This is a genomic window from Lewinellaceae bacterium (genome assembly GCA_020636105.1).
In the GTDB taxonomy this organism is placed as follows: domain Bacteria; phylum Bacteroidota; class Bacteroidia; order Chitinophagales; family Saprospiraceae; genus BCD1.
Window position 1 is genome coordinate 833,346 of the sequence record JACJYL010000002.1, and the last position, 23,543, is coordinate 856,888.

Annotated in this window: 18 protein-coding genes; 10 read left to right on the forward strand and 8 right to left on the reverse strand. The window is 42.8% G+C overall.

Annotated elements, in window-relative coordinates:
• Nucleotides 1-682: 682 nt before the first annotated feature.
• Nucleotides 683-1,345 carry a hypothetical protein gene (locus H6571_20475; GenBank protein ID MCB9326127.1) on the reverse strand — a complete coding sequence of 221 codons (663 nt, stop codon included), beginning with the start codon at nt 1,343-1,345 and terminating at the stop codon, nt 683-685.
• A 337-nt stretch (nt 1,346-1,682) separates the two neighbouring features.
• On the opposite strand from H6571_20475, the gene H6571_20480 reads away from it, so the two are divergent.
• The 3 genes from H6571_20480 (at nt 1,683) to H6571_20490 (ending at nt 6,069) form a co-directional block, all read left to right on the forward strand.
• Entirely contained in the window at nt 1,683-2,447 is a 765-nt protein-coding gene (locus H6571_20480; protein ID MCB9326128.1) for a sigma-70 family RNA polymerase sigma factor, read from the forward strand.
• A gap of 75 nt (nt 2,448-2,522) precedes the next feature.
• Nucleotides 2,523-3,317, forward strand: coding sequence for a hypothetical protein (locus H6571_20485; GenBank protein MCB9326129.1), 795 nt, complete (start codon nt 2,523-2,525; stop codon nt 3,315-3,317).
• Between the two features lie 22 nt (nt 3,318-3,339).
• Nucleotides 3,340-6,069, forward strand: a complete 2,730-nt coding sequence (locus H6571_20490; protein ID MCB9326130.1) for a CHAT domain-containing protein — start codon at nt 3,340-3,342, stop codon at nt 6,067-6,069.
• A gap of 408 nt (nt 6,070-6,477) precedes the next feature.
• Here H6571_20490 and H6571_20495 read toward each other — a convergent pair whose 3' ends face one another.
• Nucleotides 6,478-7,932, reverse strand: coding sequence for a PorT family protein (locus tag H6571_20495; protein MCB9326131.1), 1,455 nt, complete (start codon nt 7,930-7,932; stop codon nt 6,478-6,480).
• Nucleotides 7,929-8,465 carry a sigma-70 family RNA polymerase sigma factor gene (locus H6571_20500; protein ID MCB9326132.1) on the reverse strand — a complete coding sequence of 179 codons (537 nt, stop codon included), beginning with the start codon at nt 8,463-8,465 and terminating at the stop codon, nt 7,929-7,931. The genes H6571_20495 and H6571_20500 overlap by 4 nt, the downstream gene beginning before the upstream one ends.
• Before the next feature lie 205 nt (nt 8,466-8,670).
• Between H6571_20500 and paaI the strand changes: the two genes are divergently transcribed.
• On the forward strand, nt 8,671-9,099 hold the full coding sequence (gene paaI, locus H6571_20505) for a hydroxyphenylacetyl-CoA thioesterase PaaI (protein ID MCB9326133.1): 429 nt from the start codon (nt 8,671-8,673) through the stop codon (nt 9,097-9,099).
• A 396-nt stretch (nt 9,100-9,495) separates the two neighbouring features.
• Complete coding sequence (locus H6571_20510) at nt 9,496-10,452, forward strand: hypothetical protein (protein MCB9326134.1); 957 nt, start codon at nt 9,496-9,498, stop codon at nt 10,450-10,452.
• Between the two features lie 30 nt (nt 10,453-10,482).
• Here the strand turns inward: H6571_20510 and radC are convergent, their stop codons facing one another.
• On the reverse strand, nt 10,483-11,184 hold the full coding sequence (gene radC / locus H6571_20515; protein MCB9326135.1) for a DNA repair protein RadC: 702 nt from the start codon (nt 11,182-11,184) through the stop codon (nt 10,483-10,485).
• 137 nt (nt 11,185-11,321) lie between these two features.
• On the opposite strand from radC, the gene H6571_20520 reads away from it, so the two are divergent.
• Nucleotides 11,322-11,738 (forward strand): ribonuclease P protein component, encoded by a 417-nt coding sequence (locus H6571_20520; GenBank protein MCB9326136.1) that lies wholly within the window; start codon nt 11,322-11,324, stop codon nt 11,736-11,738.
• Between the two features lie 87 nt (nt 11,739-11,825).
• Nucleotides 11,826-12,338, forward strand: a complete 513-nt coding sequence (locus H6571_20525; GenBank protein MCB9326137.1) for a hypothetical protein — start codon at nt 11,826-11,828, stop codon at nt 12,336-12,338.
• A gap of 56 nt (nt 12,339-12,394) precedes the next feature.
• On the opposite strand, the gene aroQ is transcribed toward H6571_20525, so the two are convergent.
• Both aroQ and H6571_20535 read right to left on the reverse strand, forming a co-directional pair.
• Complete coding sequence (aroQ, locus tag H6571_20530; protein ID MCB9326138.1) at nt 12,395-12,844, reverse strand: type II 3-dehydroquinate dehydratase; 450 nt, start codon at nt 12,842-12,844, stop codon at nt 12,395-12,397.
• Between the two features lie 6 nt (nt 12,845-12,850).
• Nucleotides 12,851-15,049 carry a RecQ family ATP-dependent DNA helicase gene (locus H6571_20535; protein ID MCB9326139.1) on the reverse strand — a complete coding sequence of 733 codons (2,199 nt, stop codon included), beginning with the start codon at nt 15,047-15,049 and terminating at the stop codon, nt 12,851-12,853.
• A 246-nt stretch (nt 15,050-15,295) separates the two neighbouring features.
• Between H6571_20535 and H6571_20540 the strand changes: the two genes are divergently transcribed.
• From H6571_20540 to H6571_20550, 3 genes are all read left to right on the forward strand, one after another.
• Nucleotides 15,296-16,264, forward strand: a complete 969-nt coding sequence (locus H6571_20540) for a KpsF/GutQ family sugar-phosphate isomerase (GenBank protein MCB9326140.1) — start codon at nt 15,296-15,298, stop codon at nt 16,262-16,264.
• A 541-nt stretch (nt 16,265-16,805) separates the two neighbouring features.
• Nucleotides 16,806-19,373, forward strand: coding sequence for an adenosylcobalamin-dependent ribonucleoside-diphosphate reductase (locus H6571_20545; protein ID MCB9326141.1), 2,568 nt, complete (start codon nt 16,806-16,808; stop codon nt 19,371-19,373).
• 272 nt (nt 19,374-19,645) lie between these two features.
• Complete coding sequence (locus H6571_20550) at nt 19,646-19,999, forward strand: DoxX family protein (GenBank protein ID MCB9326142.1); 354 nt, start codon at nt 19,646-19,648, stop codon at nt 19,997-19,999.
• Nucleotides 20,000-20,103: 104 nt separating this feature from the next.
• On the opposite strand, the gene H6571_20555 is transcribed toward H6571_20550, so the two are convergent.
• Entirely contained in the window at nt 20,104-21,516 is a 1,413-nt protein-coding gene (locus H6571_20555) for an alpha/beta fold hydrolase (GenBank protein ID MCB9326143.1), read from the reverse strand.
• A 137-nt stretch (nt 21,517-21,653) separates the two neighbouring features.
• Entirely contained in the window at nt 21,654-23,249 is a 1,596-nt protein-coding gene (locus H6571_20560; GenBank protein ID MCB9326144.1) for a T9SS type A sorting domain-containing protein, read from the reverse strand.
• Nucleotides 23,250-23,543: the final 294 nt, after the last annotated feature.

Genomic DNA, 23,543 nt, shown 5'->3' on the forward strand with positions numbered 1-23,543 from the left:
CCGAAGCTTTTATATTGATTTATCCTACCCTATTGGAAATGCTTCTATTGGGGCGGAACGGGAAGATGGATGGCCTCCTTTTTTACAGCCTTAAAGAATAATCCTAGGCACAATTATCAACAAAAATTATTTGTTTTTATTTGGTTGGCGCTGTAGGCTTTCCGTTTTTCCGGAAGCCCGTTTTTTGTACTTAACCCCTTGATTATTTGAAAATAATACCTTTTTTAAAAAATTTCACCCTCGTATCAAAAATAAACACGGCGCTGAACATGACATTAAAAAATACAATAAAACCTTGATTATCATTCAATTACATTTAAAAAAATGGATTTGAACCTCTTATAATAAAAAAATAAGCCCATTGCCGGGAAGCGCATGGCATTTAACTTTGTGTCATAAATACAAAAAGAGTATTTTAAAATTTGGTATAGTTTATAAGAGACGAGTTGATTTCCCAAGATAAAATTCAAAGATACTGAATTTTCCAGGGAAGTCCCTTCTCTTTAAAAGTCATCCAGCAAAAATTCCGGTGACTGCCGGTAAAGATATAATTTGGTTTTATTTGGTTAGGGCTGCAGGCTTCCCGATTTTCGAGAAGCCTGCTTTTTTTTTGCCCTCAGCCATAAATCGTGGCTACTATTGGGGAATTAAAATTCAAGGATCAATTTCTTTTCGGATAACATTATTCCCGATAAGGAAATCTGCGGCTCATCGCTCTCGTCAAATTGTCAACCACTTCACGATGTGGCCGGTTCCAGTAGGTTGGTTCCACTTTGTGGGTCGTCCATACAGGCAATCCTTCCCTGCCATCGATCACTTCACAGGAGACAAAAACATCGCTGGTGCGGTTGGCGCCGAGAAACCATAATCCGCCGTTGGTAATGGCGCTTAAAATAGCTGCCCCCACTTCAATACCAAAAGATTCGAGATCGGTGAGATAAAATTCCTTTTCAACTGTAGAGTGCACCACTGCATCCACTCCGAGTATTTCAGCCAGTTGCTTTGGAGATTTTGTCCAGGAGTCGCGAAAGTTGATCCCCGCTTCCTCCAAAAGCCTGTTGGTTTCGGCATAATGCTGAAAACTGATGTGAATTTTTTCTCCTGACTTCCGGGCAATGTGACGGTAAAGGGCAATTTGAAAAGCCTTGCTCTCCGCTTCCTCGATTTCCTCGATATTTTCTTTGGTCAGCTCAGGAATACGCCCGGTAGTAATGGATTCTGCAGGGAGTACCGCGATCACTTTGTGTCCGGAAGCAAGTCGGTCGTAATCGGCTGTTTTGTATATTTCTCTATTACAGTTAAAAAATAAAACTGCCACCAATAATGCCAAAATAACCTTTTTCATAATGAGTTGTTTTAAGAGCTTGTCTAAAATTCCATCAATTGGCTGCAAGCGGCAAATTTCATCCTGCTCTGCGTTAAAAAGCCTCGCCTTACCTTCCAGGTATGCCTGCGTTTTTTGCCTTGATCAGAATAAAATTTGCTCACTTTCGCTCAATCATGGAAATTTAGACAAGCTCTAAGTGATTAATAAATATTCCGGTTTTAATCCTCTATTTTAAAACCGCGTTTGACCGGGTTTATTAATTGCCGGTTTTTAAGTATTTTCGCTAATATTTATGCTTCGTAAATCAACGGGCGGAAATGGGTTCTTTTTTTTAATAATTTTTTAACACATTTGCTTGGAAACGGAAAAGAATGAACGGGAATTGCAATGGCTCCATCACCAGCCGGAACGATTGATTGAAACCTATCAACCTGTTATTGAGATCATTGTAACCAGTTTTATCAAAAAAGGGGTTTTTCATCACAAAGACAAAATGGATCACATCCAGGAGATCAATCTTCAATTATTGGAAAAAAAGCTGGGAAAGATCAAGGAACATTTCAATCATTCAGTCCAATTGCGAACCTATTTTTCCAAAGTGGTATATAATGCCTGCCTGGAGATCTTCCGAAAACAACATGTATCACTGGTTTCCGAATCCGACGACTTTTTATCCAATACCCGGGACACCAACTTTGATCCTCATCAACAATTGGCTTTGAAAGAAGAAACTATCAGGCTCAGGGGCTGTCTCATGGCACTTCCAAAATTAAGGTTAAAAGCCACCTTGTGTTTAAAAGCCATCGCCAGGGTTCCTTTTGTCAATAAAGACATTGAATTTCTCGACACCCCAAAAACGGTAACCGAAATTGCCGGGATCAGAAACAACCTGTTTTCCGATTACGGTGACCTGCTGAATAAAGACATATTCGATCTGCTTGCCGCACTTTTTAATAAAATGGAACAAAAAGACATGGATGGTGACAGCCTCAGAAAGTGGACCAACCAACTGCTCGACCGGTTCATCTTCATTTTAAACGGCGATCCTCCTCATGCAGCTTATTCGCGAGAAACCTTAAAAACACTGTTGCAGTATTATTTTTCGGAAGAAAATTGTTAAAATTTGGGCCGAATATCCGCCGGAACCATTTTTAACCATAAGAACCAAACGTAAACCATTAAAACATGATCTATTTTGAATACCGTTGACAAAAAAACACATTTGACTGAAGAGGCCATCGCCAGGTATGCCGAAGCCATGCAATTGGATCAATTGGAAAACCTTGATATTTCATACATTGACCATGTGGAAAATTGCCCCGACTGCCATTTACAGGTGGTTGAGCTGTTTGTTTTGTTACAACAGATCGATGAGAAAGAAAAGGCAGATAAGACCGCTGCCAAAGCCCGAACAGCTATAATCAGGCCATTTTACAGACTGGCCCTTGTGGCCTCCGTCGCAGGGCTGGCCATTTTTTTATACTTTAATGACCAAAAACCACCCCATTTTGCTCCGGCGGATCCTGTGGCACAGGAAGATGCAGCCCCGATCCCTTCCGCTACCCAACCTCCTGCCATAAAGCCCCCCCTTACCAGGGAAACCTCTCCAGAAGCTACTATTCCTTCGACCAGCGAAAGCCGTAAAAGGCAACCCTCTTCAACCGTGGATCAATATGCCTCCCATTTCGTTCCTTCAGACGATTATGAGGCTCTTGTGGGCACCGACTTGCGATCAGTACCCCTGGAAATAATAAATCCAAAGCCCTCCAGCCACTTTATCCCCGGAGAAATGATCACCTTTAGTTGGGATATTAAAAATTCTGATTTACTTTACATTACTATTTTAAACAACAGAGAGGATAACATTACCCGGCAGGAAATAATCGATTCGACCTTCACCATCAGTTCCATAATGCAACCCGGATTGTATTATTGGAAATTGGAAAATGAAACCGAGATACTCCATGTCGGGAAGTTCTTTATCGATTAAAAAGCGAACCCGGAATTTTGCCATGAAGAGACTATTTATACTGATGATGGGGTTATGGATTATCGGCCATCCCGCTGTCAGCCAATCTGAAGATGTGCTTTTGAGTGCCGCAACTTATTCAGAGGAGGCCCGATTTGAAACTTCCAATAATTTATTGGATGAATTCATCGAAAATAACCCTTCCCGATTGTACGACCTGGCCAATGCCTACTTTCTTAAAAGTTACAATTTCATGCAAGTTGGAAATTACGGGGAGGCCCTCCGGTCCAACCAATACTCCATAGAGTTGAAAACTAAATTGTACGCGGAGGACATTGCCGTCAATTACATGCGGGAAGGAACAATCTACCTGCTCCAGGGCGATTATGAACGGGCACTCAATGTCCTGGTTGCCGCTACAGAATTCCCTTTTGAAGACCCCCAGTTATATGCCTTAAACTATGCCTATATCGCTTCCGCGGAGCAAGCACTTGGGGATTATGATAAAGCCCTGCAAAGGTTGAATGAATCTCTGGACATCCTGGAATTTGAACTTGGAGAGGATAACCCTGACTTTGCCACGGGCAACTATGATCTCGGAAGGTTATATTCGAAAATAGATGAACCAGACAAGGCCGAAGCAGCCTTTAAAAAAGCTTTGTCTGTGGCCGAAAAGCTGGAAAACAACACCTTGCTGAAAGCAAAAATTTATAATGCCATGGGGTTGCTCTACCAAAAAACCGACAACCAAAAGGCCCTGGATTTTTATCAAAAGTCGCTCCTTGAATCAAATAAAATATCCTCAAAACTCAACCAGGAGGCGGCCATTACCCTTCTCAATGTCGCCAGGGTAAGGATCGAACGATTTATAGAGCTAAAAACTAACCTTATTGAACCTTCTGAAATAATAAATTCAGGCACCCCCTCTCCCGCTCAGGCTGCCATTGAGCAGGCGATATCAAAAATAACCACTGCTGATGGCACCATTGTCAATCACCAAATTTATGCTGAATCCCTGGCATTGAAGGCGCTCGATGTACTAATCATGCAGGGCGAGGAAACCGGGCTTTTAACAGCAGCGCTTAGCGACTGTTTTGAAGCGGTTCGTCATCTCCATTTACAATTGGATCTATTAAGCAGTGATGCCGCCAAATTCAGTCTCCTGGAAGAAAGTCATTTTATTTTTGAAACAGGGCTCCAGGTAGCCATGTCTCTTTTTCAAAAAACCGGAAAAACTTCCTTTGCCTGGGATGCCTTCGTTCTCAGCGAACAGGCAAAAGCTATTGTCCTGCACAGCAACAAAACTATCATGACTTCTCCTGATAACGAGATGGTTAGGTTAAAAAGTGACATTCGGCAGGCAGAAGCCCAACTGATGCTTGACCCAGACAATATCTCTTTGCACAAAAAACTCACACAACAACGAAAAAAAATTGAGGATCACTTTTCATTGATTGAAAAACCCGTCCGTGAAAGTGCGGTCTCCTCCCCTAAACAGCCTGAGGTGCAGGCAAAAATCCCCGAAAAAAATGCGTTGTTGACCTATTTTGTCGGCCAGTCCTCCTACTTTATATTTGCCATCACTAACAATGATTTCAAGGCGGTAGAATTACCCCTTGATTTCACGGCAGAGCAACAAGGAAAAAAAATCAGGGTAATATCCAATTTATCGCAGCCACATAAAAGCACCCCGGGTGTTTACTCTCAACTCCATGATCTGACGGCCGTTTATACCTTGGAGCAGGCGGTAAGTGGATTGCTGGCTTCCATTAAAAAAATGGACAAGGAACACTACCCGTTGTATGGGTATGACCTTTTTAGCAAGCTCATCGCGCCTGTTGCCGAAACGCTTAAGGGGAAAAATAAGCTTATGGTGAGTCCCCACCAGGAATTGTTCAAAATCCCTTTTGAAGCACTCCTGTCCCAAAAAGAAGACACTGAAGGAAAGATAAAATTCAACAAATTAAAATACCTCATTGGAGATTACGCCATTAGTTATTCCTATACCGGGCTTTCTTTTTGGGAAAGCCAATCCCTTGTGGAAGACGAACGGAATGCTTCATTTCTCGGGTTGGCTCCAGTGTTCAATAGTGCAGGAACGGGAAATTTAATTCAATCTGCAACGGCCTATATTTTCGATACTACCCTGCAAACGGATGAGAACATCCGATCCGTATTGGAAAATAATAAAACCTTTGCCCCGCTGCAATACTCCGAAAATGAAATAACGGGGATCGGAGCTGTTTTTCAGTCAAAAAGTATTAAGTCACAGACGCTACTCCGTGCTGAAGCCAGCGAAGAGCATTTCAAAGCCCAATGTGGCCATGCAGGCTATATTCATCTGGCCACCCATAGTTTCGTGCATACAGGAAATCCCGGGCTTTCAGGAATCGCGTTTTTTCAGCCGAATGCAACAATGATCACCAATTCCGATGAGGATGGTATTTTATATGCTGCTGAAATAGCTGGATTGCCCTTACAAGCCCGACTGGTTGTTTTAAGTAGTTGCGAAAGCAGTGTAGGCCCCATTCGGTCAGGGGACGGCCCTTATTCCCTGGCACGCGGTTTTCTGGAAGCCGGAGCAGAAAAAGTAATTTCCAGTTTATGGAAAATCTATGATATTCACAGCCAGGAAATGATGATTGAATTTTACAAAATGCTGTTGAATGGTCAAACTGAAGAAGATGCCCTGAGGACGGCAAAGCTTAAAATGATCAAAAATAGCAAAACAGCCAATCCCGGAATCTGGTCCGCGTTTATTTTGATGGAGTGAAGGAAGGTAAATTCAGGCTTTTAAAATCTCAAAAAGAGAAAGCAGGGCATTTTGCAACGCGCTGACTTGTGGTTTCTCGTTTCGTTTTGAAAATAGTTTTCACATATAGGTTTTTCGTGAAAAATTCCTTTCCGGAATATTATTTTTCATCAAAATGGCAGGCCCAAAATGAAGGAGCATGGCATATTTATATGGTTGAGGCTAAACCTGAACACAGCAATAGTCTGTAAAAACTAAAACGGGTAATAAAGCGGGATGAGTGAAATGTAATTTTACTGGAACAAGATACAAATTCCCCTCTATTTTACAAAAACAGGAAAAATTAAATTTAAATTTTAATAAAAAAGCCACGAATACAACTTCAGAAATGCATTCGTGGCTTTTTTATTGAATGATAATTAACCGTCGTCAGAGTCTTTTCCGGACCCCCACTTTAATTCCCGTCAGGAAATATCTTTGATCGATAACAAAGTCAGCAGCTGAGAATGATTTTGGATAAAACCGGAAATAAGGCTCTATCCGGATTTGGGTTCCATGTTCGAGTTTGTAGGCAAATCCAAAACTGGTATACCAACCCAGGCCCAGTTTATCCCGGAAGGCGACAGAAAATTTTTCCGGTTCCCCGGTCGTCACGCCAACAGGCTGCATGGTCTCTTTAGCAATAAGGTTGCCTTTTTTGCTGAACTTCACATTAAGGAAGGGACCGCCATAAATGCTGAGGGAAAAATTTGAAAAATTATGTTCGTAACCGGCCAGTAAAGGAATATCAACCATTTGGTAGCGATTGTTTGCCCTGACTTTTAAATTTTTTATCTCCCAGGTGGTATCTGTTCCAATAATAGTGATGATCTCCACTTCGCCCTTGTCAAAATTAAAACTTTCATTGATCTGTGAGTAGTCCACCCCGGATTTTAAGGCAAAACCTTTTTCGGACAATGCCGTGACTTGTAACCCTGCACTAAAGGCAAAATAAGGAATTTCCGACTTTTCCCTTTCCAGCAGGTAACTTTCAAACTCGGGATCCCTGGCGATCATCGTCCGCTGAGCCAGGTCGATCGACGCATTCATATCCAAATAAATTCCTCCCGGCAACCCTGCGAAGGTGGGGCAGTCTGTTTTTCCTTTGGGAAAACCGGTACTGCCCGCTGCTTCTTTTGAGAGTAGTTTGTTTTTTATAGGCAGGGAATTTACCCCTCCTGATCTTTTGAGGGCATCGGCGGAATAAAATTGTTCACTGATTGCTGCTCCTGACTTTTCACGTGTTGGATTCGCTACGGAAGTTTCATTAATTACGGAGCCTTCCGCTCCCGGAAAATCAGAATGATCCGTTTGGGTAGCCTTCAGTCCGGAAGTTTCGGCCATTTCAAGAGTAATATTGGTTCCTGGAACCTCGCTTTCCCCCGGGTTTGTCTTTAACTGCTGAGTTTTAGCCGCAATAATCTGGTTCTTCCGCGAAGCGGGTTGATGCTTTTCAATATCCTGCCCGACATCATCAGAATGGATAGTTTTAGCATTTTGTAATGCCTCCACCTTTGGGCTTTGCGCCTGGGCAGCGTCCATGTTTTCCTTTTGCTCCAACGGAAGCTTTGCAGATTCTTTTGGAATATTGCCTTCGGCCATTCCAGTGGAAGTCTGTGGGGAAGGATTATCCCCTGTGGGATCCATTATATACAAAGTGGATACGGCCAGAGTCAAAATTATTCCGGCTATTATCAACAGAGGAATGGTTCTGGACCTATGGAACAGTATCTTCTTTCTGTTTCTTTGTTTATCAATATTTTCCCACAGCTGCATAGGTGGTTCGAAAGCATGGTTTTCCAGCTTTGCACGAAAGAGCTCATCTATGGGGTGCTGTTGACTCATACGGCGATATTTTGTAATTTCTGAATTTGTTTTTGGAGCATGCTCCTCGCTTTGGCCAGTTGGGATCGGGAAGTACTCTCCCCCACTCCAAGTATATCAGCGATCTCTTTATGACTATACCCATCAATGGCATAAAGGTTAAAAACGACGCGGTATCCTGTGGGCAAAGCCGCAATCAATTTCAACAATACTTCCTCACCAAGTTGGGCGAATACCTCTGGGTCAGCTGAATATTCCGGGAAATTTTCCAATCCGACCACTTCACTTTTGTAACTTTTTTTGCTATGTTTTTTAAGGGCTGTATTAATAACGATCCTGCGGATCCATCCCTCAAAAGAACCTTTGAATTCAAATTTATCAATATGATCAAAGACTTTTATAAAGGCATCCTGAAGATTATCTTCCGCTTCCATATAGTGCCTGGAATAACGCATACAAAGACTCAGCATCTTACCAGCATAAAGCCGGAAGACTTCCTGTTGGCAGTGCCTGTCTTCACGAATGCATCCTTTAATTAGTTCTTCTTCCGTCACTTTTCGGTGTTGCGGTATCAAATTAATTGCTCTCAAAACACGGCTGTTTGTCTGAAGACTACTCTTACAAAAAAAACGCTGCTTTGAGATTTTTTTCTAACATTGCACTAAAGTTAGTACTTTTTCCACAATTTTTCCTTCAGCCGGGGATTGGATAACCGGGAATCCCTGGCTGAAGGTTCAAACTTTAACATACACTACCATCATGACCGATCAGTTAAAAGCTTCTGCCATTGTTAAAATGATGTACGATAATGATGCCTTCAGCCAATGGCTGGGCATTGAAATCCTTGAAATCGCTCCCGGTAGTTGCCAACTGAGGATGGTCGTTCGCCCTGAAATGCTCAATGGGTTCGGCACATCACATGGAGGAATCACTTTTTCCTTTGCAGACTCTGCCCTGGCGTTTGCTTCCAATTCGCACGGCCAAAAAGCAGTGAGTATAGAGACCTCCATTTCTCACCTAAAACCTGTTATTGCGGGAGATATTCTGACCGCCAGGGTTGTGGAACAAAGCAAACAATACCGCATTGCCCTGTATGAAATTTTGGTGGAAAATCAGGCAGGAACATTAGTCGCTGTATTTCGTGGTACCGTTTATCGAAAAAGTGAACTTTGGGAAATGACCGAATAAAAAGAATACCAAAACAAGGCGATATGAAATTTTTAAATTATATTTGCCTTTACGGTATTGATTCATTCCTATCATCCTGTTTACACCTATTAACTATTTAACTTTTTCACCGCTTTTCCTCTGCAATGATATTTATTTACCCGTATAGTAAATAGCTAAAACCCTTTTTTTGTTATTTATTTTGTACCTGTTAACTTAAGATGGCCGGTTATACCAGTGTTGTATCTGGTATGCCGGCACACCTAAAGCCTTCTTAGACGGAATTTGCCATGGTTTAAATCCACCTTTTCAATTTGTCCATACCAGGGAAAGCCAATTTTTTTTTAACCGTTGTCGTTTGGTATAAAATGACTTTACTTATATCTTTGAACCGATCTAATTCAAATAAGATACCTTATGAAATCTATAGTCCTCTTTTTGTTAAGCTTTTTATTTTTGGGATCCCTGGCAGGACAGGAGTTCTCTGATCCTGTTCAGTATTTTGATTTTTTGAACAACCAGCACAACCAGCTGGCCGCCAAAAACCTGGAATACGTTCAATACTCCGTTCACAGCGATGATGTCCAGGAAGTAGAAACCAAGCGGGTTGAAGTCATCAATCAACTTGGCAAAGCGATTTTAAAGGTAGGTACACTCCCTCCCTATGAAAAGGATGATGGTATGCGGGCAGAATTGCTGACCGTTTTAAAAGTATACCTGGAATCTTTCGAGATAGAGTTCACAGAGATCAATATGCTTAAATCCAAAAGCAGCGATTCTTTCGAATCCATGCAGGAATACCTCAATGCCCAGGATGCCGCTGAAAAAAACCTCGCCAGGGCAGCCGACCAATATCAAAAATCACAGCGGGAATTTGCCGAAAGACACAACATCAAATTGCTGGAAGCAGAAGAGAATTCAGAGATCAACCAGATCAATAAAGTTAATGCTTATTACCGGGTGGTTTTTATGAAATACTTTAGGATTTCAAAACTCAACGCTGCATTCACCGATGCCATGAATGAAAAGGATTCCGAGAACATGGAAAAATCCCGGCTGAAACTCCTGCAGGCCTCCAGGGAAGAGCTTAAAAAGCTGCAACTCTTTCCCGATTTCAACGGGGACACCCAATTCAGGGATGCCGGGATAGCTCTCGTAACATTTTACAAAGACCTTGCTGAAGCAGAATATAAAAAAATGGTCAATATCATGGGAAAAGCTGAACTCACCCAGGAGGATGTGGATACCTACAACTCCGTTATCAACCTGATCAATTCCCAAACCGGCACCCTGACCAATGCCTACAACAATGCCCTCAATACTCTTTTGCGAAACAACGTACCCAAGCCGGCTATTGCCACACAGCGAATATGACCCCAAAGGTAGGGAGAATCAATATCCCTCCTACATCATCCCCTCATCGGCAAAACTCAAATACCCCGATTGCGTGACAATGAGGTGATCCAGTACCATAATATCCAGTTGCTTGCCTGCTTCCACCAGTTTTTTGGTAAGTGCCAGGTCGGCCTGGCTGGCGCGCAGGTTACCCGAAGGGTGGTTGTGGCAAAGAATCATGGAAGAAGCCTGTTTTTCCAGGGCAATCCTGAAAACGATCTTTGCATCCACTACGGTTCCGGCAGTGCCTCCCTTGCTGATTTGTTCTTTGCTGATGATGCGATTGGCCCTGTTGAGCAGTAATATCCAGAATTCCTCATGGACGAGGTCGATCAAAACAGGGCCAATTGTATCGTAGGCATCTCTGCTCGATCGCAATTGGGGTTTTTCCTTTACATCTGTTAGCTGTCGGCGACGGCCCAGCTCCATGACTGCCGCCAGCGTTACCGCTTTGGCCTCCCCTACCCCTTTGAAAGTCATCAATTCCTTTAACGTTAGCCGACTCAATTTTTCAAGGTTATTTTCTGCCGATCCCAACATCCGCTGAGCAAGCCCTACCGCCGTTTCATTTCTCGACCCTGATCCCAAAACGATAGCCAGTAATTCCGCGTCAGTAAGGTTTTGTTTTCCTTTCAACAACAATTTTTCCCTCGGACGATCCTCTTCCGCCCATGATTTAATACCTAATACAGATGATTTATAATTTTTCATTTGCGCTTTTAGTTTTATCCTTTCAATCTTATGTCCATATCTATAAAAGCCGCGAAATAGCCGAATGTGACAAATTGAGGGAAAGAATTTTTACCCGACTTATATAATTTGTATAAATTGCAGCAAACTAATTTACCTTGATGACAGATTTTCGGTTCAGACGAGAGGAGCGGCTAAAGAGTCGAAAAACCATCCAAAGCCTTTTTAGTGGCGCCAAGACGATTGGCCAATTTCCCCTATTGTTATTGTGGAAGGAAGTCACCGATCCCGAAAATCCGGAACCTGCAAGGCAAAAGTACCCGGTTCAATTTACGGCCAGTGCTTCGAAAAGAAACTTTAAAAAGGCCGTTGACCGGAATTTTCTAAAGAGACGTATCCGGGAGGCCTACCGTTTAAACAAACATCATTTATACCAGGGTTTAAATAATCAGGAACAAGCCTTTGCTTTCATGGTGATCTTTACCGGCAAAAACCTTTCCGATGCCCCCAAAATTGAACACGCCATAAAAAAGATCATTCAAAAATTTATCGATCAGCAGAATCGCCAAAAATGATGGGAGCCCAAACAACCTTTACCCGGTTTAAGAGTTCTATTATTACGACGATCCACCTCCCAAACCTTTACCTTCAAACCAATGCTTATGCGCACTTTTATTACGCTGACCTTAATTAGTTTTTTAGGATTCAACGGCCTGGCCCAAAAAATTCTACAAATAGAAACTTATGGCAAACCCAAAGCAGAGAAATTATACATTGGCCAGGGCATTACTTACCAACTCAAGGACAGCGAAGACTGGCATTATGTAATTATTGAGGACCTCATCATCGACCAGCAACTCATTCAAACGGTTCGTGGATACCTGAAGCTGTCGGATATTGGAGCGCTGAGGACGGAACGCGGCTGGTCGAAGGCAGCTAAAATATCCCTGATGACTTTCGGGGCTGCCTGGTCAGTATTCGGCGTCATTGGTTATGCTACAGACGGGAGACCGGAAACAAAATACAGCGCAGGGGATGCCATCGTTTCCGCCTCTACCCTCTCTGCAGGATGGATTATTGGCAAAGTATTCAAATACAAAAAAACCAGCCTGGGCAAAAGAAAAAACCTGCGCATGATCGAAATCCCTATTCTGGGGAGTTTTCCCAAACAATAATTTATCTGTTCCTGGGATGATATTTTCTCGGCTGGCCAAACAGGCACCTAAAGGATCTAGACCTTAATGCTTATATTTTTTTCATCATAGCGGTCCAGGAAATACCTTAAAGCCAATTCATACCCTGTAATGCCCATTCCAATGATGCACCCGGCACAATTAGGGCTCAGGTAGGAATGATGCCTGAAAGATTCCCGTGCATAAACATTGGAAATGTGGACTTCCACGACCGGTGTTTTGATGGCCTCAACGGCATCGGCCAGGGCAATGGAGGTGTGGGTGTAGGCTCCTGCGTTCAGGATGATCCCTTCAAAGGAAAAACCAACCTCATGTAATTTATCAATGAGGCTTCCTTCTGAGTTGGATTGAAAATAGTGTAACCCAACCTCCGGAAATTTTTTTTGCAATTCCAAAAAATAATCCTCAAAACGGCGACTCCCGTAAATTTCAGGCTCCCGCTTTCCCAGTAAATTGAGGTTGGGGCCATTGATGATCAGCATATCCATACTACACTAATTTGCCATATCCGAGAGAAATTTAATCCTCACCAGCTGGATTTCATCGATAGTAATATCGTCTTCCTGCAGTTCGCGGTAAGCTACATCCACGGAGTCTGTTTCGGATTCCATAAAATAATCATAGATATCCTCCCGTGCATACTCGTCGATATGTTCTTCAATATGATAATCGATGTTGACTTTTGTCCCGGAACTGACAATAGCATCCAATTCGTGGTACATTTCTTCCATCGTCATGTTATTCGTAGAGGCAAGTTCATCCAATGGGATTTTCCTGTCGATTCCCTGTATAATATTGATCTTGAGTTTGGATTTATTGGCCACCTGCTTGACAACGAAATCAGAAGGACGCATGATATCATTTTCCTCGACGTGTAACCTGATCATGTCGAGAAATGGTTTGGCATATCGAATGGCCTTTCCTTTACTGACCCCGGTGATCTTGGTCATATCATCCATTGTAATAGGATACTGGGTAGCCATGTCTTCCAAAGAGGGGTCCTGAAAAATGACAAAAGGAGGCACATTTTGTTTATGGGCTTCTTTCCGTCTGAGGTCTTTGAGCATGTCCATCAATAATTCATCCAGGACGGCCGTTTTTTGAACAGGTTCATTTAAGGCTGCGGTCTGGTCATCGTAATTGTGATTGATGGGGATCAAAAATGAATGAGGTTTCTTGAGGAAAGTCTTTCCCTTTTCGGTCATTTTGAGCAACCCATAGGTTTCGATATCTTTATAGATGTAATTGTTGAGCAGCGCGCTTCTCAATACCGAACTCCAAAAAGTAATATCTTTTTCCCTGCCTATACCAAACAATTCTTTCTGGTCAAACCGAAAATCTTTCATCTGTTTGGTTTCCTTGCCGGTAATAAATTCAAGGAGCGTTTTGATTCCGTAATTTTCATCCAGCTCCACAATGGTCTTCAGGCACAGTTCCAGGTCATCCTTGGCCTCGACCTTTTCTTTGGGATGTTTACAGTTGTCACACATATCTCCACAACCTTCATCCGGGTATTTTTCCCCGAAATAATGTAGCAAGAATCTCCTTCGGCATGAAGTGGTTTCGGCATAAGCCATCACTTCTGACAATAACTGAGCACCCATTTCACGTTCTGCTACGGGTTTGTCTCTCAAAAATTTTTCCAGTCTCAAAATATCGGCATAGGAATAATAGGCCACACATCGGCCATTCAGTCCGTCACGGCCGGCACGCCCCGTTTCCTGGTAATAATTTTCGATACTCTTGGGAATGTCGTAATGGATGACAAAACGCACATCCGGTTTATCGATTCCCATTCCGAAGGCAATAGTGGCCACGATCACATCAATGTCTTCCATCAGGAAACCATCCTGGGTCAGGCTTCGCGTTTTAGCATCAAGTCCTGCATGATAGGGAGCCGCCTTCACATCATTTACCAGAAGCACCTTGGCTATTTCCTCTGCTGATTTCCTGGCCTGCACATAAATGATTCCGGACTGTCCTTTGACGCTTTTCACGACCTGAACGATGCTTTTCATCGTCTGATCCTTTTTGCCTTTCGGACGCATTTCATAATACAGATTGGTCCTGTTAAAGGAAGAAATAAACGTATTATGTTCATTCATCCTGAGATTTTTAACAATATCGGACTGTACCTTTGGGGTGGCGGTAGCGGTTAGCGCGATCACAGGAATCTCTGGTCCGATTTCGTCGAGCATGGTCCGAATACGCCGGTATTCGGGGCGAAAATCATGCCCCCATTCTGAAATACAATGGGCTTCATCCACTGCGACAAAGGAGATATTAGTATCTTTAAAAAACAGGATATTTTCTACTTTGGTAAGCGTTTCCGGAGCGATGAAGAGTAATTTTGTTTTATGATCCTGGATATCCTGCTTAACCTGTTTCATCTGGGACTTGGTCAGGGAAGAATTCAGGAAATGAGCAATTTCATTTTGCTGGCTATGCCCCCGGATAGAATCTACCTGATTTTTCATCAAGGCAATGAGAGGAGAAATGATTAAAGCAGTCCCCTCCATCATCATGGCAGGCAATTGATAACAGAGGGATTTTCCCCCTCCTGTTGGCATAATTACAAAGGTATCTTTTCCTTCCAGTACGCTCTGGATAATATATTCCTGATTGGCTTTAAACTGTCCAAATCCGAAATACCGTTGAAGTGCTTCGTGCAAACTATCTTTCGTCATGGTCATGGCACTCATCTTTTTATTATTTTTGCGTTTTCAGAAAGGCTGTTAAATTAAAACACCTTTCAAAACAGGAATTACAATCACCGGTTATGGAATAAGCCGATGTTATTGACTTGTTTGGATTATTATAATTTAATTACTCCCTTAAATTTAATTTAATTTGTTGATTTAAACGAATTTTAGGCCTTTTATTCCATATTGCCAGCCCTGTTTAAATCAAAAGCCGACAAAAATACAAAAAATTTTATTGTGAAAGAGGAAAAAACCATTATTAATACGGCCCTGGAGACCATAAACATTGAGGCTGAAACCCTACTTGAGCTCAGGAACAGCATCGATGAAAATTTTGTTACCTGTATCAAGGCCATTTTCAATTCAAAAGGGAGACTGATCATTTCCGGCATTGGAAAAAGTGCCATTGTAGGACAAAAAATTGTCGCCACCCTTAATTCCACCGGTACGGCCTCCCTTTTTATGCATGCTGCCGATGCCATACATGGTGACCTGGGTATGATCCGGCCGAATGATATGTTACTGTGTATTTCGAAAAGCGGGGAAACGGCCGAAATAAAAGTTCTCGTCCCACTGCTCAAAAACATGGGCAACCAACTGATCGGAATGACAAGCAGACCAGAATCTTTCCTGGGCAAACAGTCGGATTTTCTCTTACATACGCCGATTCGCAAGGAAGCAGATCCTAACAACCTGGCTCCTACAGCCAGCACCACGGCCCAAATGGCTCTCGGAGATGCCCTGGCTACCGCGCTGCTGGCTTACCGGGGATTCTCAGCCAAAGATTTTGCCAAAGTCCATCCTGGGGGCGCTTTGGGCAAACAACTATACCTGCGGGTAAAAGATATTTATGAGCAAAATGAAAAACCTGTTGTTCATCCGGATACCAATCTCCAGCTCACCATTATGGAAATTTCATCCAACAGACTTGGTGCTACGGCGGTGGTGAATGACAAAGGCAAACTAGCAGGCATCATCACCGATGGGGATTTGAGGCGTATGTTATCTTCTCAACCCGACCTGCTTAAAGTGTACGCCAAAGATATCATGACCAAAAAACCCAAAACCATCGCCCGTGATGCCCTGGCCATTAAAGCACTGGATGTCATGTCAAAAAACAGCATTACCCAACTGGTGGTGGCAGAAGGCGGAAAATATTACGGTTTCATCCATCTGCACGATCTGCTTCGGGAAGGACTGGTGTAATAGATTCAATGAAACTATGGAATAGTTCCTCGTTTCAAAATGTTCATATCCTAAAATTTTTATTCCAAAAAGCAGATAAAAACGGCCCTTTTTTAGAAGGAAATAGTATAAATATACTGATAATCAATAACTTACATTTTTTCGTTCAACACTTTATCCACATTTAGATTACAAATTTTATAATTTTAATCGATTCATAATCAGCTATTTACGAACTTTTTCCACATTGTGTGAATAACTTTTTATGCCATTTAGTCATTTTTCTTTTAGTTTTGTAGCCGGACGACCATCTAATTATTTCCATCCGACCTAATACTGGTTTATTCGGTATAGTTCGGGTAAAATTTCCTCCAACAGCAGCATAATTTTGTTTAAGCAAAAAGCCTTTGCTTGAACTTAACATAAATTTGGTTTACCCCCTGTTTCCCTCAAAAAAGAAAGGCCACAGGGAAGTTTTCAATTGACATGAAAACAACATTGACAAAACATACTATAGAATAATTTATTAACCGATAACCAAACATCATTAAATCAATCGTACATGGAAGTTAAAAATGGCATCAAAATCGATGAAAAAGTGACAGGCAAAGAACAGAGTTACACTTTTGATGAAGCACTGCAAGCCTCAACGGATTACTTCAAGGGAGATTCTCTTGCGGCTAATGTATGGGTAAACAAATACGCACTGAAAGATTCCCAGGGAAGAATATACGAGCTGACACCGGATGATATGCACCGAAGACTCGCCAATGAAATTGCCCGTGTAGATGCCAAATACATCAATCCCTTGTCACCGGAAACATTTTATGACGCCTTTAAAGATTTCCAATACATCATCCCTCAGGGAAGTCCGATGGCCGGTATTGGCAATAAATACCAGGTTTCTTCCCTGTCGAATTGTTTCGTAATAGGCAACAACGCCGATTCTTATGGCGGCATCCTTAAGATAGACGAAGAACAGGCCCAGTTGATGAAACGTCGTGGAGGAGTAGGCCATGACTTATCCCACATACGCCCGACAGGCAGCGCCGTGATGAACAGCGCCCTGAGTTCCACGGGGATTGTGCCTTTTATGGAACGCTTTTCCAATAGTACAAGAGAGGTGGCACAGGATGGAAGGCGCGGCGCTTTGATGTTATCCGTTTCTGTCCAGCATCCGGATGCTGAATCCTTTATTGATGCCAAACTCGAGCAGGGAAAAATCACCGGTGCCAATGTTTCCGTTCGTATTACGGATGAATTCATGCGGGCTGCCTTAAATGGCGATACCTTCGTTCAGCAGTACCCTATTGGTTCTACCGAACCCACTTTTAAGAAGGAGATCAATGCAAAAGGATTATGGGAGAAGATCACTTTTAATGCATGGAAATCCGCTGAACCAGGCGTTTTGTTCTGGGATACCATCATCCGTGAATCTGTCCCGGATTGTTACGCTGATCTGGGTTACAAGACGATTTCCACCAATCCATGTGGTGAAATTCCGCTATGCCCTTACGACAGTTGCCGCCTGCTGGCCATCAACCTGTACAGTTTTGTCGAAGAGCCCTTTTCTAAAAAGGCTTATTTCAATTTTGAAAAATTCGGAACCTATGTACACCTGGCTCAAAGAATCATGGACAACATCATTGATCTTGAGCTGGAGAAGATCGACCAGATCATTGATAAAATTGACAAGGATCCCGAAGATGTTTCAGTAAAATCTACCGAAAGAAAACTTTGGGAAAAAATACGCAAGACCTGTGTGGAAGGACGCCGTACCGGAATTGGCATCACCGCTGAGGGAGATATGCTCGCAGCCCTGAATCTTCAATACGGTAGTAATGAAGCCATCGATTTTTCCGTTGAAGTACACAAAACGCTCGCCCTGAACGCATACAGATCTTCTGTTGACATTGCGGCAGAGCGTGGTGCTTTTTCCATTTACGATGCCAAGCGGGAAGCGAATAATCCGCTCATCAAAAGAATCAAAGAAGCCGATCCTGTTTTGTATAAGGATATGGTCAAATACGGTCGCCGCAATATTGCGCTGTTGACGATTGCCCCAACGGGAAGTGTCAGTCTTATGACCCAAACTTCATCAGGCATTGAACCATGCTTCCTGATTGCCTATAAAAGACGCAGGAAAGTCAATCCAAATGACCAGGCATCCACCATTACTTTTGTAGATGAGGTGGGCGACAGCTGGGAAGAGTACAATGTTTTTCACCATAAGTTCGTCACCTGGATGGAAGTCAACGGTTTTGACACCCGGGAAGTTCAGCTGTGGCCAAAGGAAAAACTGGATAAGCTTATTGCCCAATCCCCTTATCACAAGGCAACCGCCAATGATGTGGACTGGGTTCAAAAAGTAAAAATGCAGGGACAAATCCAGCAATGGGTGGATCACTCCATTAGTGTTACCGTTAATGTTCCCAATGAAACGCCTGTAAAAATGGTCCGGGAGATTTATAAAACCGCTTGGGAAAGCGGATGTAAAGGTTGTACTATTTACCGGGACGGTTCAAGAGCCGGTGTTTTAATTTCCAAAGAAACCAAACAAGACAACCAGGGATTCATGGAAAGTTCTGCTCCAAAACGTCCTGAAAAACTCGAAGCTAAAGTGGTACGTTTCAAAAACAGTGACGAAAACTGGATAGGCGTCGTTGGGCTTTTTGAAAACAAACCCTACGAGATCTTTACCGGAAAGGCGGAAGATACTTTCGGTCTGCCCACTTATGTAAATAACGGATGGATCATCAAGGCCAAGGAGGCGGACGGCAAGAACCGTTATGATTTCCAGTTCCAGGATAAATCAGGATACAGGGTGACCATTGAAGGGTTGTCCCGCTCTTTTGATAAGGAATACTGGAATTACGCCAAATTGATCTCCGGTGTGCTCCGCCACGGAATGCCCATCCAGTATGCGGTAGAATTAGTAGATGGTCTCAATGCTGAACAGGATTATATCAACACCTGGAAAAACGGAGTCGTGAGAGCTTTAAAACAATTCATTCCTGATGGAACGGTCGCCTCTAAGGAGGAATGTACCGAATGTGGTGAAGAAGGAGGCCTGGTTTATCGGGAAGGCTGTTTAATTTGCCACAATTGCGGTTTTTCTAAATGTGGATAAAACAAGAACGGAAAAATCATTAACAAAATCCGATCGGGGGAATCACCTCGTCTATGAGAAAATTTTAACGCCCGGGCAATTTTGTCCGGGCGTTTTTTATTTACCAAAAAAATATTTTACAGAAATACATTTATCATGAATATATCATTGGCTTTTTAGTTGCATTCAATTATTTTCTTTGTTAAAAAATTAAATTACAGTATATTACACTTTCTTAATAAGCAATACAACCAAACCTTATTTTTAACTAAAACCACAACATTATGAATGGGATTATTAACTTAGGTAAGTACATCTTTGCGCTTCCAATCGCTATTTTTGGCCTTTTTCATTTTATGAATGCAAAAGGAATGGCCACCATGGCTCCCTTTGGAGGTGAGATCATGATTTACATTACCGGAGCGGCATTAATTGCCGCAGCGGTGAGTATTTTCATTGGCAAGATGGACAAGCTGGCATCTTTATTACTCGCATTGTTGTTGCTCATCATTTTACTGTCGGTATGGCTACCGGGAGCTATAGATGGAGATCAGACCGCTACATCCATGGTGCTGAAAGATCTTGGACTTACGGGGGCTGCGCTCATGTATGCCGGTATGGCAAAGGACAAATCCGTTGTCGGGTAACTCTTTCGTTTGTTCATACTCAATTAAATACAAAAACGGTCAGGCATATGATGTGCCTGACCGTTTGTTATTTCCAACCGATTTTGGACCTGAAAAATAATCCTTTATTGCACTACCACGAACCGCTTCCATCCGAAATGTCCCTCTGAAATATTGACCTTCAGCCAATACAAACCACTTTCCAGGTGGCCAACCGGCCATGACAGTGTTCCGAAAATATCGAAAATTTCATGCCTGGTTACCCTTTGGCCTAAAGTATTAAAAACTTCAAAAGTGATTCCTTTTTCACTATCTGTTTTGTGAAAATCAAATTCGATAAACAAAATATCACTTGCCGGGTTCGGGTAAAGTCGAAGATTATTTTCCAAATCCACCTCTGTCGTTGCATTGGGAAATTCAAAAAAAACAGGAAAAGGTTCCGACAACTCAGGCCCGCACAAAACCGCGGGTACAATGGGCTGGAGGGGAGCAGGGCAATTGGCCACAGGGCTTGACCGGATCATTTCCACATGCTTTTGAATGGGAGCTTCCCCGAATAAACTCTTCCCTAAAAACCACAATACCTGTTCCTGGATACGCGGCCACCATTCAGGTTCAAATACATCGTGTCCAAAACCGGTACCGGTTAAAAGATAGCTGTCACCCCCTAAATTTTGCTGACGTTGAACCAAAGGACAAGCACCGAATACCGGAATCCCGTAAGTATTACAGCAGGGATAAACCGGCTCAGCTCCGTAGTACACCACCCCATCATCCGTTCCATGGATGGCCATGAGATCAATGTGAGTTTCTTCCGGGTCGATCCAGGTGGTATCATACATGGCTCCCGACAGGCTAAATACCGATTTGATCCCTGGGATATCCTCTAAATTACCCTCCAGGTAATCTGGCCAGGTACCGCAACCCGCGCAAATTTCATTGGCTTCTTCCTGGTCCATGTAGGCGACATTAAGGGCTGTGAAGGCTCCGGCGCTGTGCCCGCCCACTGCAATTTTGTCCGGGTCAATAGGATAAATATCACTATGATCTATCAGCCAGTTGATGGCATCCTGTACATCCACCGCGGCAACGTATGAGGAAGGAACCAGGGAATTGCCCCAGGAGACATTACAGGGAAAAGTCAGGGCTCCGGCTATCAGGCAATCATTTCTTTTACATAACCTGTATTGAACGGAAACCGCCACATATCCCAATTGGGCCAGCCATTCCGCTTCATCAAAAAAACTGGAAAAGTTGCCCCCTATGAATCCTCCTCCGTGAATCAGCACCACCAGGGGCCTTTTTTCGTCCGGTTCAAGATCAGCAGGATAATAAATTCTTAGGGCCAGGTTTTCCAAAATCCCCAATCCAATTTCATCGATCTGGTAGGCTGATTTATAAACAACCTGCTCATATTCGACGGGATGGAGGTACGGATAATATACTCCGTTTCCCTCCACGATGGCCTGTCCTTTGATACCCTTAAGGCAAACAAAAAAATGGATTAAAGTCAGCAGTATTATTTTTTTCGAATTCATTCCAATATTTTTTAACTCGGTAAAAGCGATTAAAGAACAACAAGTTTCTTACAGTACACTTGAAAAAGAAAAACCCTAAGCGTAAGTATAAGAAAATATAAGTTTCATTGTACGCTGTAAGAAATAAACAAAAGGTGTTATTCTTTAACCACGCTGACAGAGCCGGCCAGTTTCCCCGAAGACATGAATCGCAGCAGATATAAACCAGAAGGCAGGGTTTCCATATTGATCTCTTCAAATGAGTTGGAAAGGAACCGCTTGCTGATCAATTGACCCTGGGTCGTGAATATTTGCATTTCCACTCCATCGGTTACCCAGCCATCATTGATATCAATTTTGAGATACTGATTAAATGGATTGGGATAAACCTTAAATCGAATATCTTCTATCGTTTCAAATACGCTAACTACCTCCTCTGGCACCTCAAAGGTGAAGACCATAAAAGTGAGACATTCATCGGTTACCGTAACAGTATAAGTTCCTCCCACTAATCCCGTCAAAACCGGATCGTCGCTTCCGTTATCCCACAAATATTCATACGGAGGATTTCCTCCGGTCACCTGAAGGGAAACGGAACCATTGGCATTTCCTGTATTGGCAATAATGATAGTATCCTCAAGGATCATCTCACCGTATTCGTCCAATTCGACGATAACAGTACTATCACATCCGAGGTTATTAGGGATAAAAACAGTATAGGTACTGGCTCCCTGGACCATATTACCATCCGGAAGTTCGTAACTGTCTCCCTTACATACCTTTGCCATAAGCGTTGTTGTGCCCGGATCAGACACACTCAGGTTAGTGACAATGGTACTGTCACAACCGGAAACAGCCGTAAAATTAGTCTCATAAACTCCGGAAACCGTTACTTCCTGTCCATCGGGCAAGGTGTATATTTCTCCTGAACATATATAATCGAAGACGAACTCACTGGCAGACTCCAGAAAAGTAACTTGAGTAATAAAGGTACTGTCGCAACCAAGAGCATTGGTGGAAGTGGTTGAATAGGTTCCTGATTCATTCACAACCGTACCATCCGGCAGAGCATAGGATGCCCCCTGACAAAGCGTTACTTCTGTAGTGCCGCCAAAAACAGCGGATACCGTTATGCTTTGCGAATAGGTAAATTCATTTATGATGGCAGCATTGATCGAAAGTTGCATTCCCGTATTGATATCATTATAGGTTCCGCTTCCGCTAAATGCAACAGTTCCAAGATAATCATCCCCACCAAACAGGTCATATTCCCAAACGGCCAACGTGTAATTCTGCGGTTCCAGGATGGCATTCATTTGGAAAGTGTGGGGCACGCTAAAGTTATAATTGCCCGCTGGTGTAGAGCAAATGAAATTGCCCTGACTATCACGAATGACCAGATACAGGTCTGGCAGGGGATCGAACAATCCCTGCCCCCAAGTGCCCGGAATACTATTTACGGTAACATTGTTAATGACCAGCATTCCTGCCGCATCACTTGCCTGTAAGGTAATATTATAAACACCGGGTTCGGCATAGGTGACATTGCCAGGATTGATCTCCGTGCTGGTGCTGCCATTTCCGAAATCCCAAAAGTAGTCGTCGAAGGTCGCAAAAAGAGGATTAACGGTGATGGCTTCACCCCCACAAATTTCGGTGGAAGAAAGGGTAAATAATGGGGTATTTGCGCCTAATGGATTAATCAAAAAAATGAAAAAGAAAAGGCTTGAGAGTAGTGGATAAAGATTTTTCATGACGGTTGGTTTTATTAAAAAATGTGGCCGTAGCGGCTGTTCTTTTTGGAAAAAAGGTAAGCCCTCATTTTCTTATATTATCAGCCCTGCTGACCTGGTGATTGTTTATTTATCATCACATTTATCCAGGGTTTTATGTGAATTCCATCGCAAGTAGAGGAGACTTGCGGACAAAAAAAAGCAGCCGTTGAGTTTGATATTGAATTTGATGCAAACAGCCATTTTGTTTGAATCGGAACCGTTTACAACAATTTCCGCATCGTCTGCAACAAGCATTGGATTGTTGTTTATTTA

Excerpts from the sequence above, each read along its gene's own strand:
- H6571_20490 (MCB9326130.1), top strand. The coding sequence starts at position 3,340 with ATGAAGAGACTATTTATACTGATGATGGGGTTATGGATTATCGGCCAT.
- H6571_20525 (MCB9326137.1), top strand. The coding sequence starts at position 11,826 with ATGCGCACTTTTATTACGCTGACCTTAATTAGTTTTTTAGGATTCAAC.
- H6571_20475 (MCB9326127.1), bottom strand. The coding sequence starts at position 1,345 with ATGAAAAAGGTTATTTTGGCATTATTGGTGGCAGTTTTATTTTTTAAC.
- radC (MCB9326135.1), bottom strand. The coding sequence starts at position 11,184 with ATGAAAAATTATAAATCATCTGTATTAGGTATTAAATCATGGGCGGAA.
- aroQ (MCB9326138.1), bottom strand. The coding sequence starts at position 12,844 with ATGGATATGCTGATCATCAATGGCCCCAACCTCAATTTACTGGGAAAG.
- paaI (MCB9326133.1), top strand. The coding sequence starts at position 8,671 with ATGACCGATCAGTTAAAAGCTTCTGCCATTGTTAAAATGATGTACGAT.
- H6571_20495 (MCB9326131.1), bottom strand. The coding sequence starts at position 7,932 with ATGAGTCAACAGCACCCCATAGATGAGCTCTTTCGTGCAAAGCTGGAA.
- H6571_20545 (MCB9326141.1), top strand. The coding sequence starts at position 16,806 with ATGGAAGTTAAAAATGGCATCAAAATCGATGAAAAAGTGACAGGCAAA.
- H6571_20555 (MCB9326143.1), bottom strand. The coding sequence starts at position 21,516 with ATGAATTCGAAAAAAATAATACTGCTGACTTTAATCCATTTTTTTGTT.
- H6571_20535 (MCB9326139.1), bottom strand. The coding sequence starts at position 15,049 with ATGACCATGACGAAAGATAGTTTGCACGAAGCACTTCAACGGTATTTC.
- H6571_20560 (MCB9326144.1), bottom strand. The coding sequence starts at position 23,249 with ATGAAAAATCTTTATCCACTACTCTCAAGCCTTTTCTTTTTCATTTTT.
- H6571_20510 (MCB9326134.1), top strand. The coding sequence starts at position 9,496 with ATGAAATCTATAGTCCTCTTTTTGTTAAGCTTTTTATTTTTGGGATCC.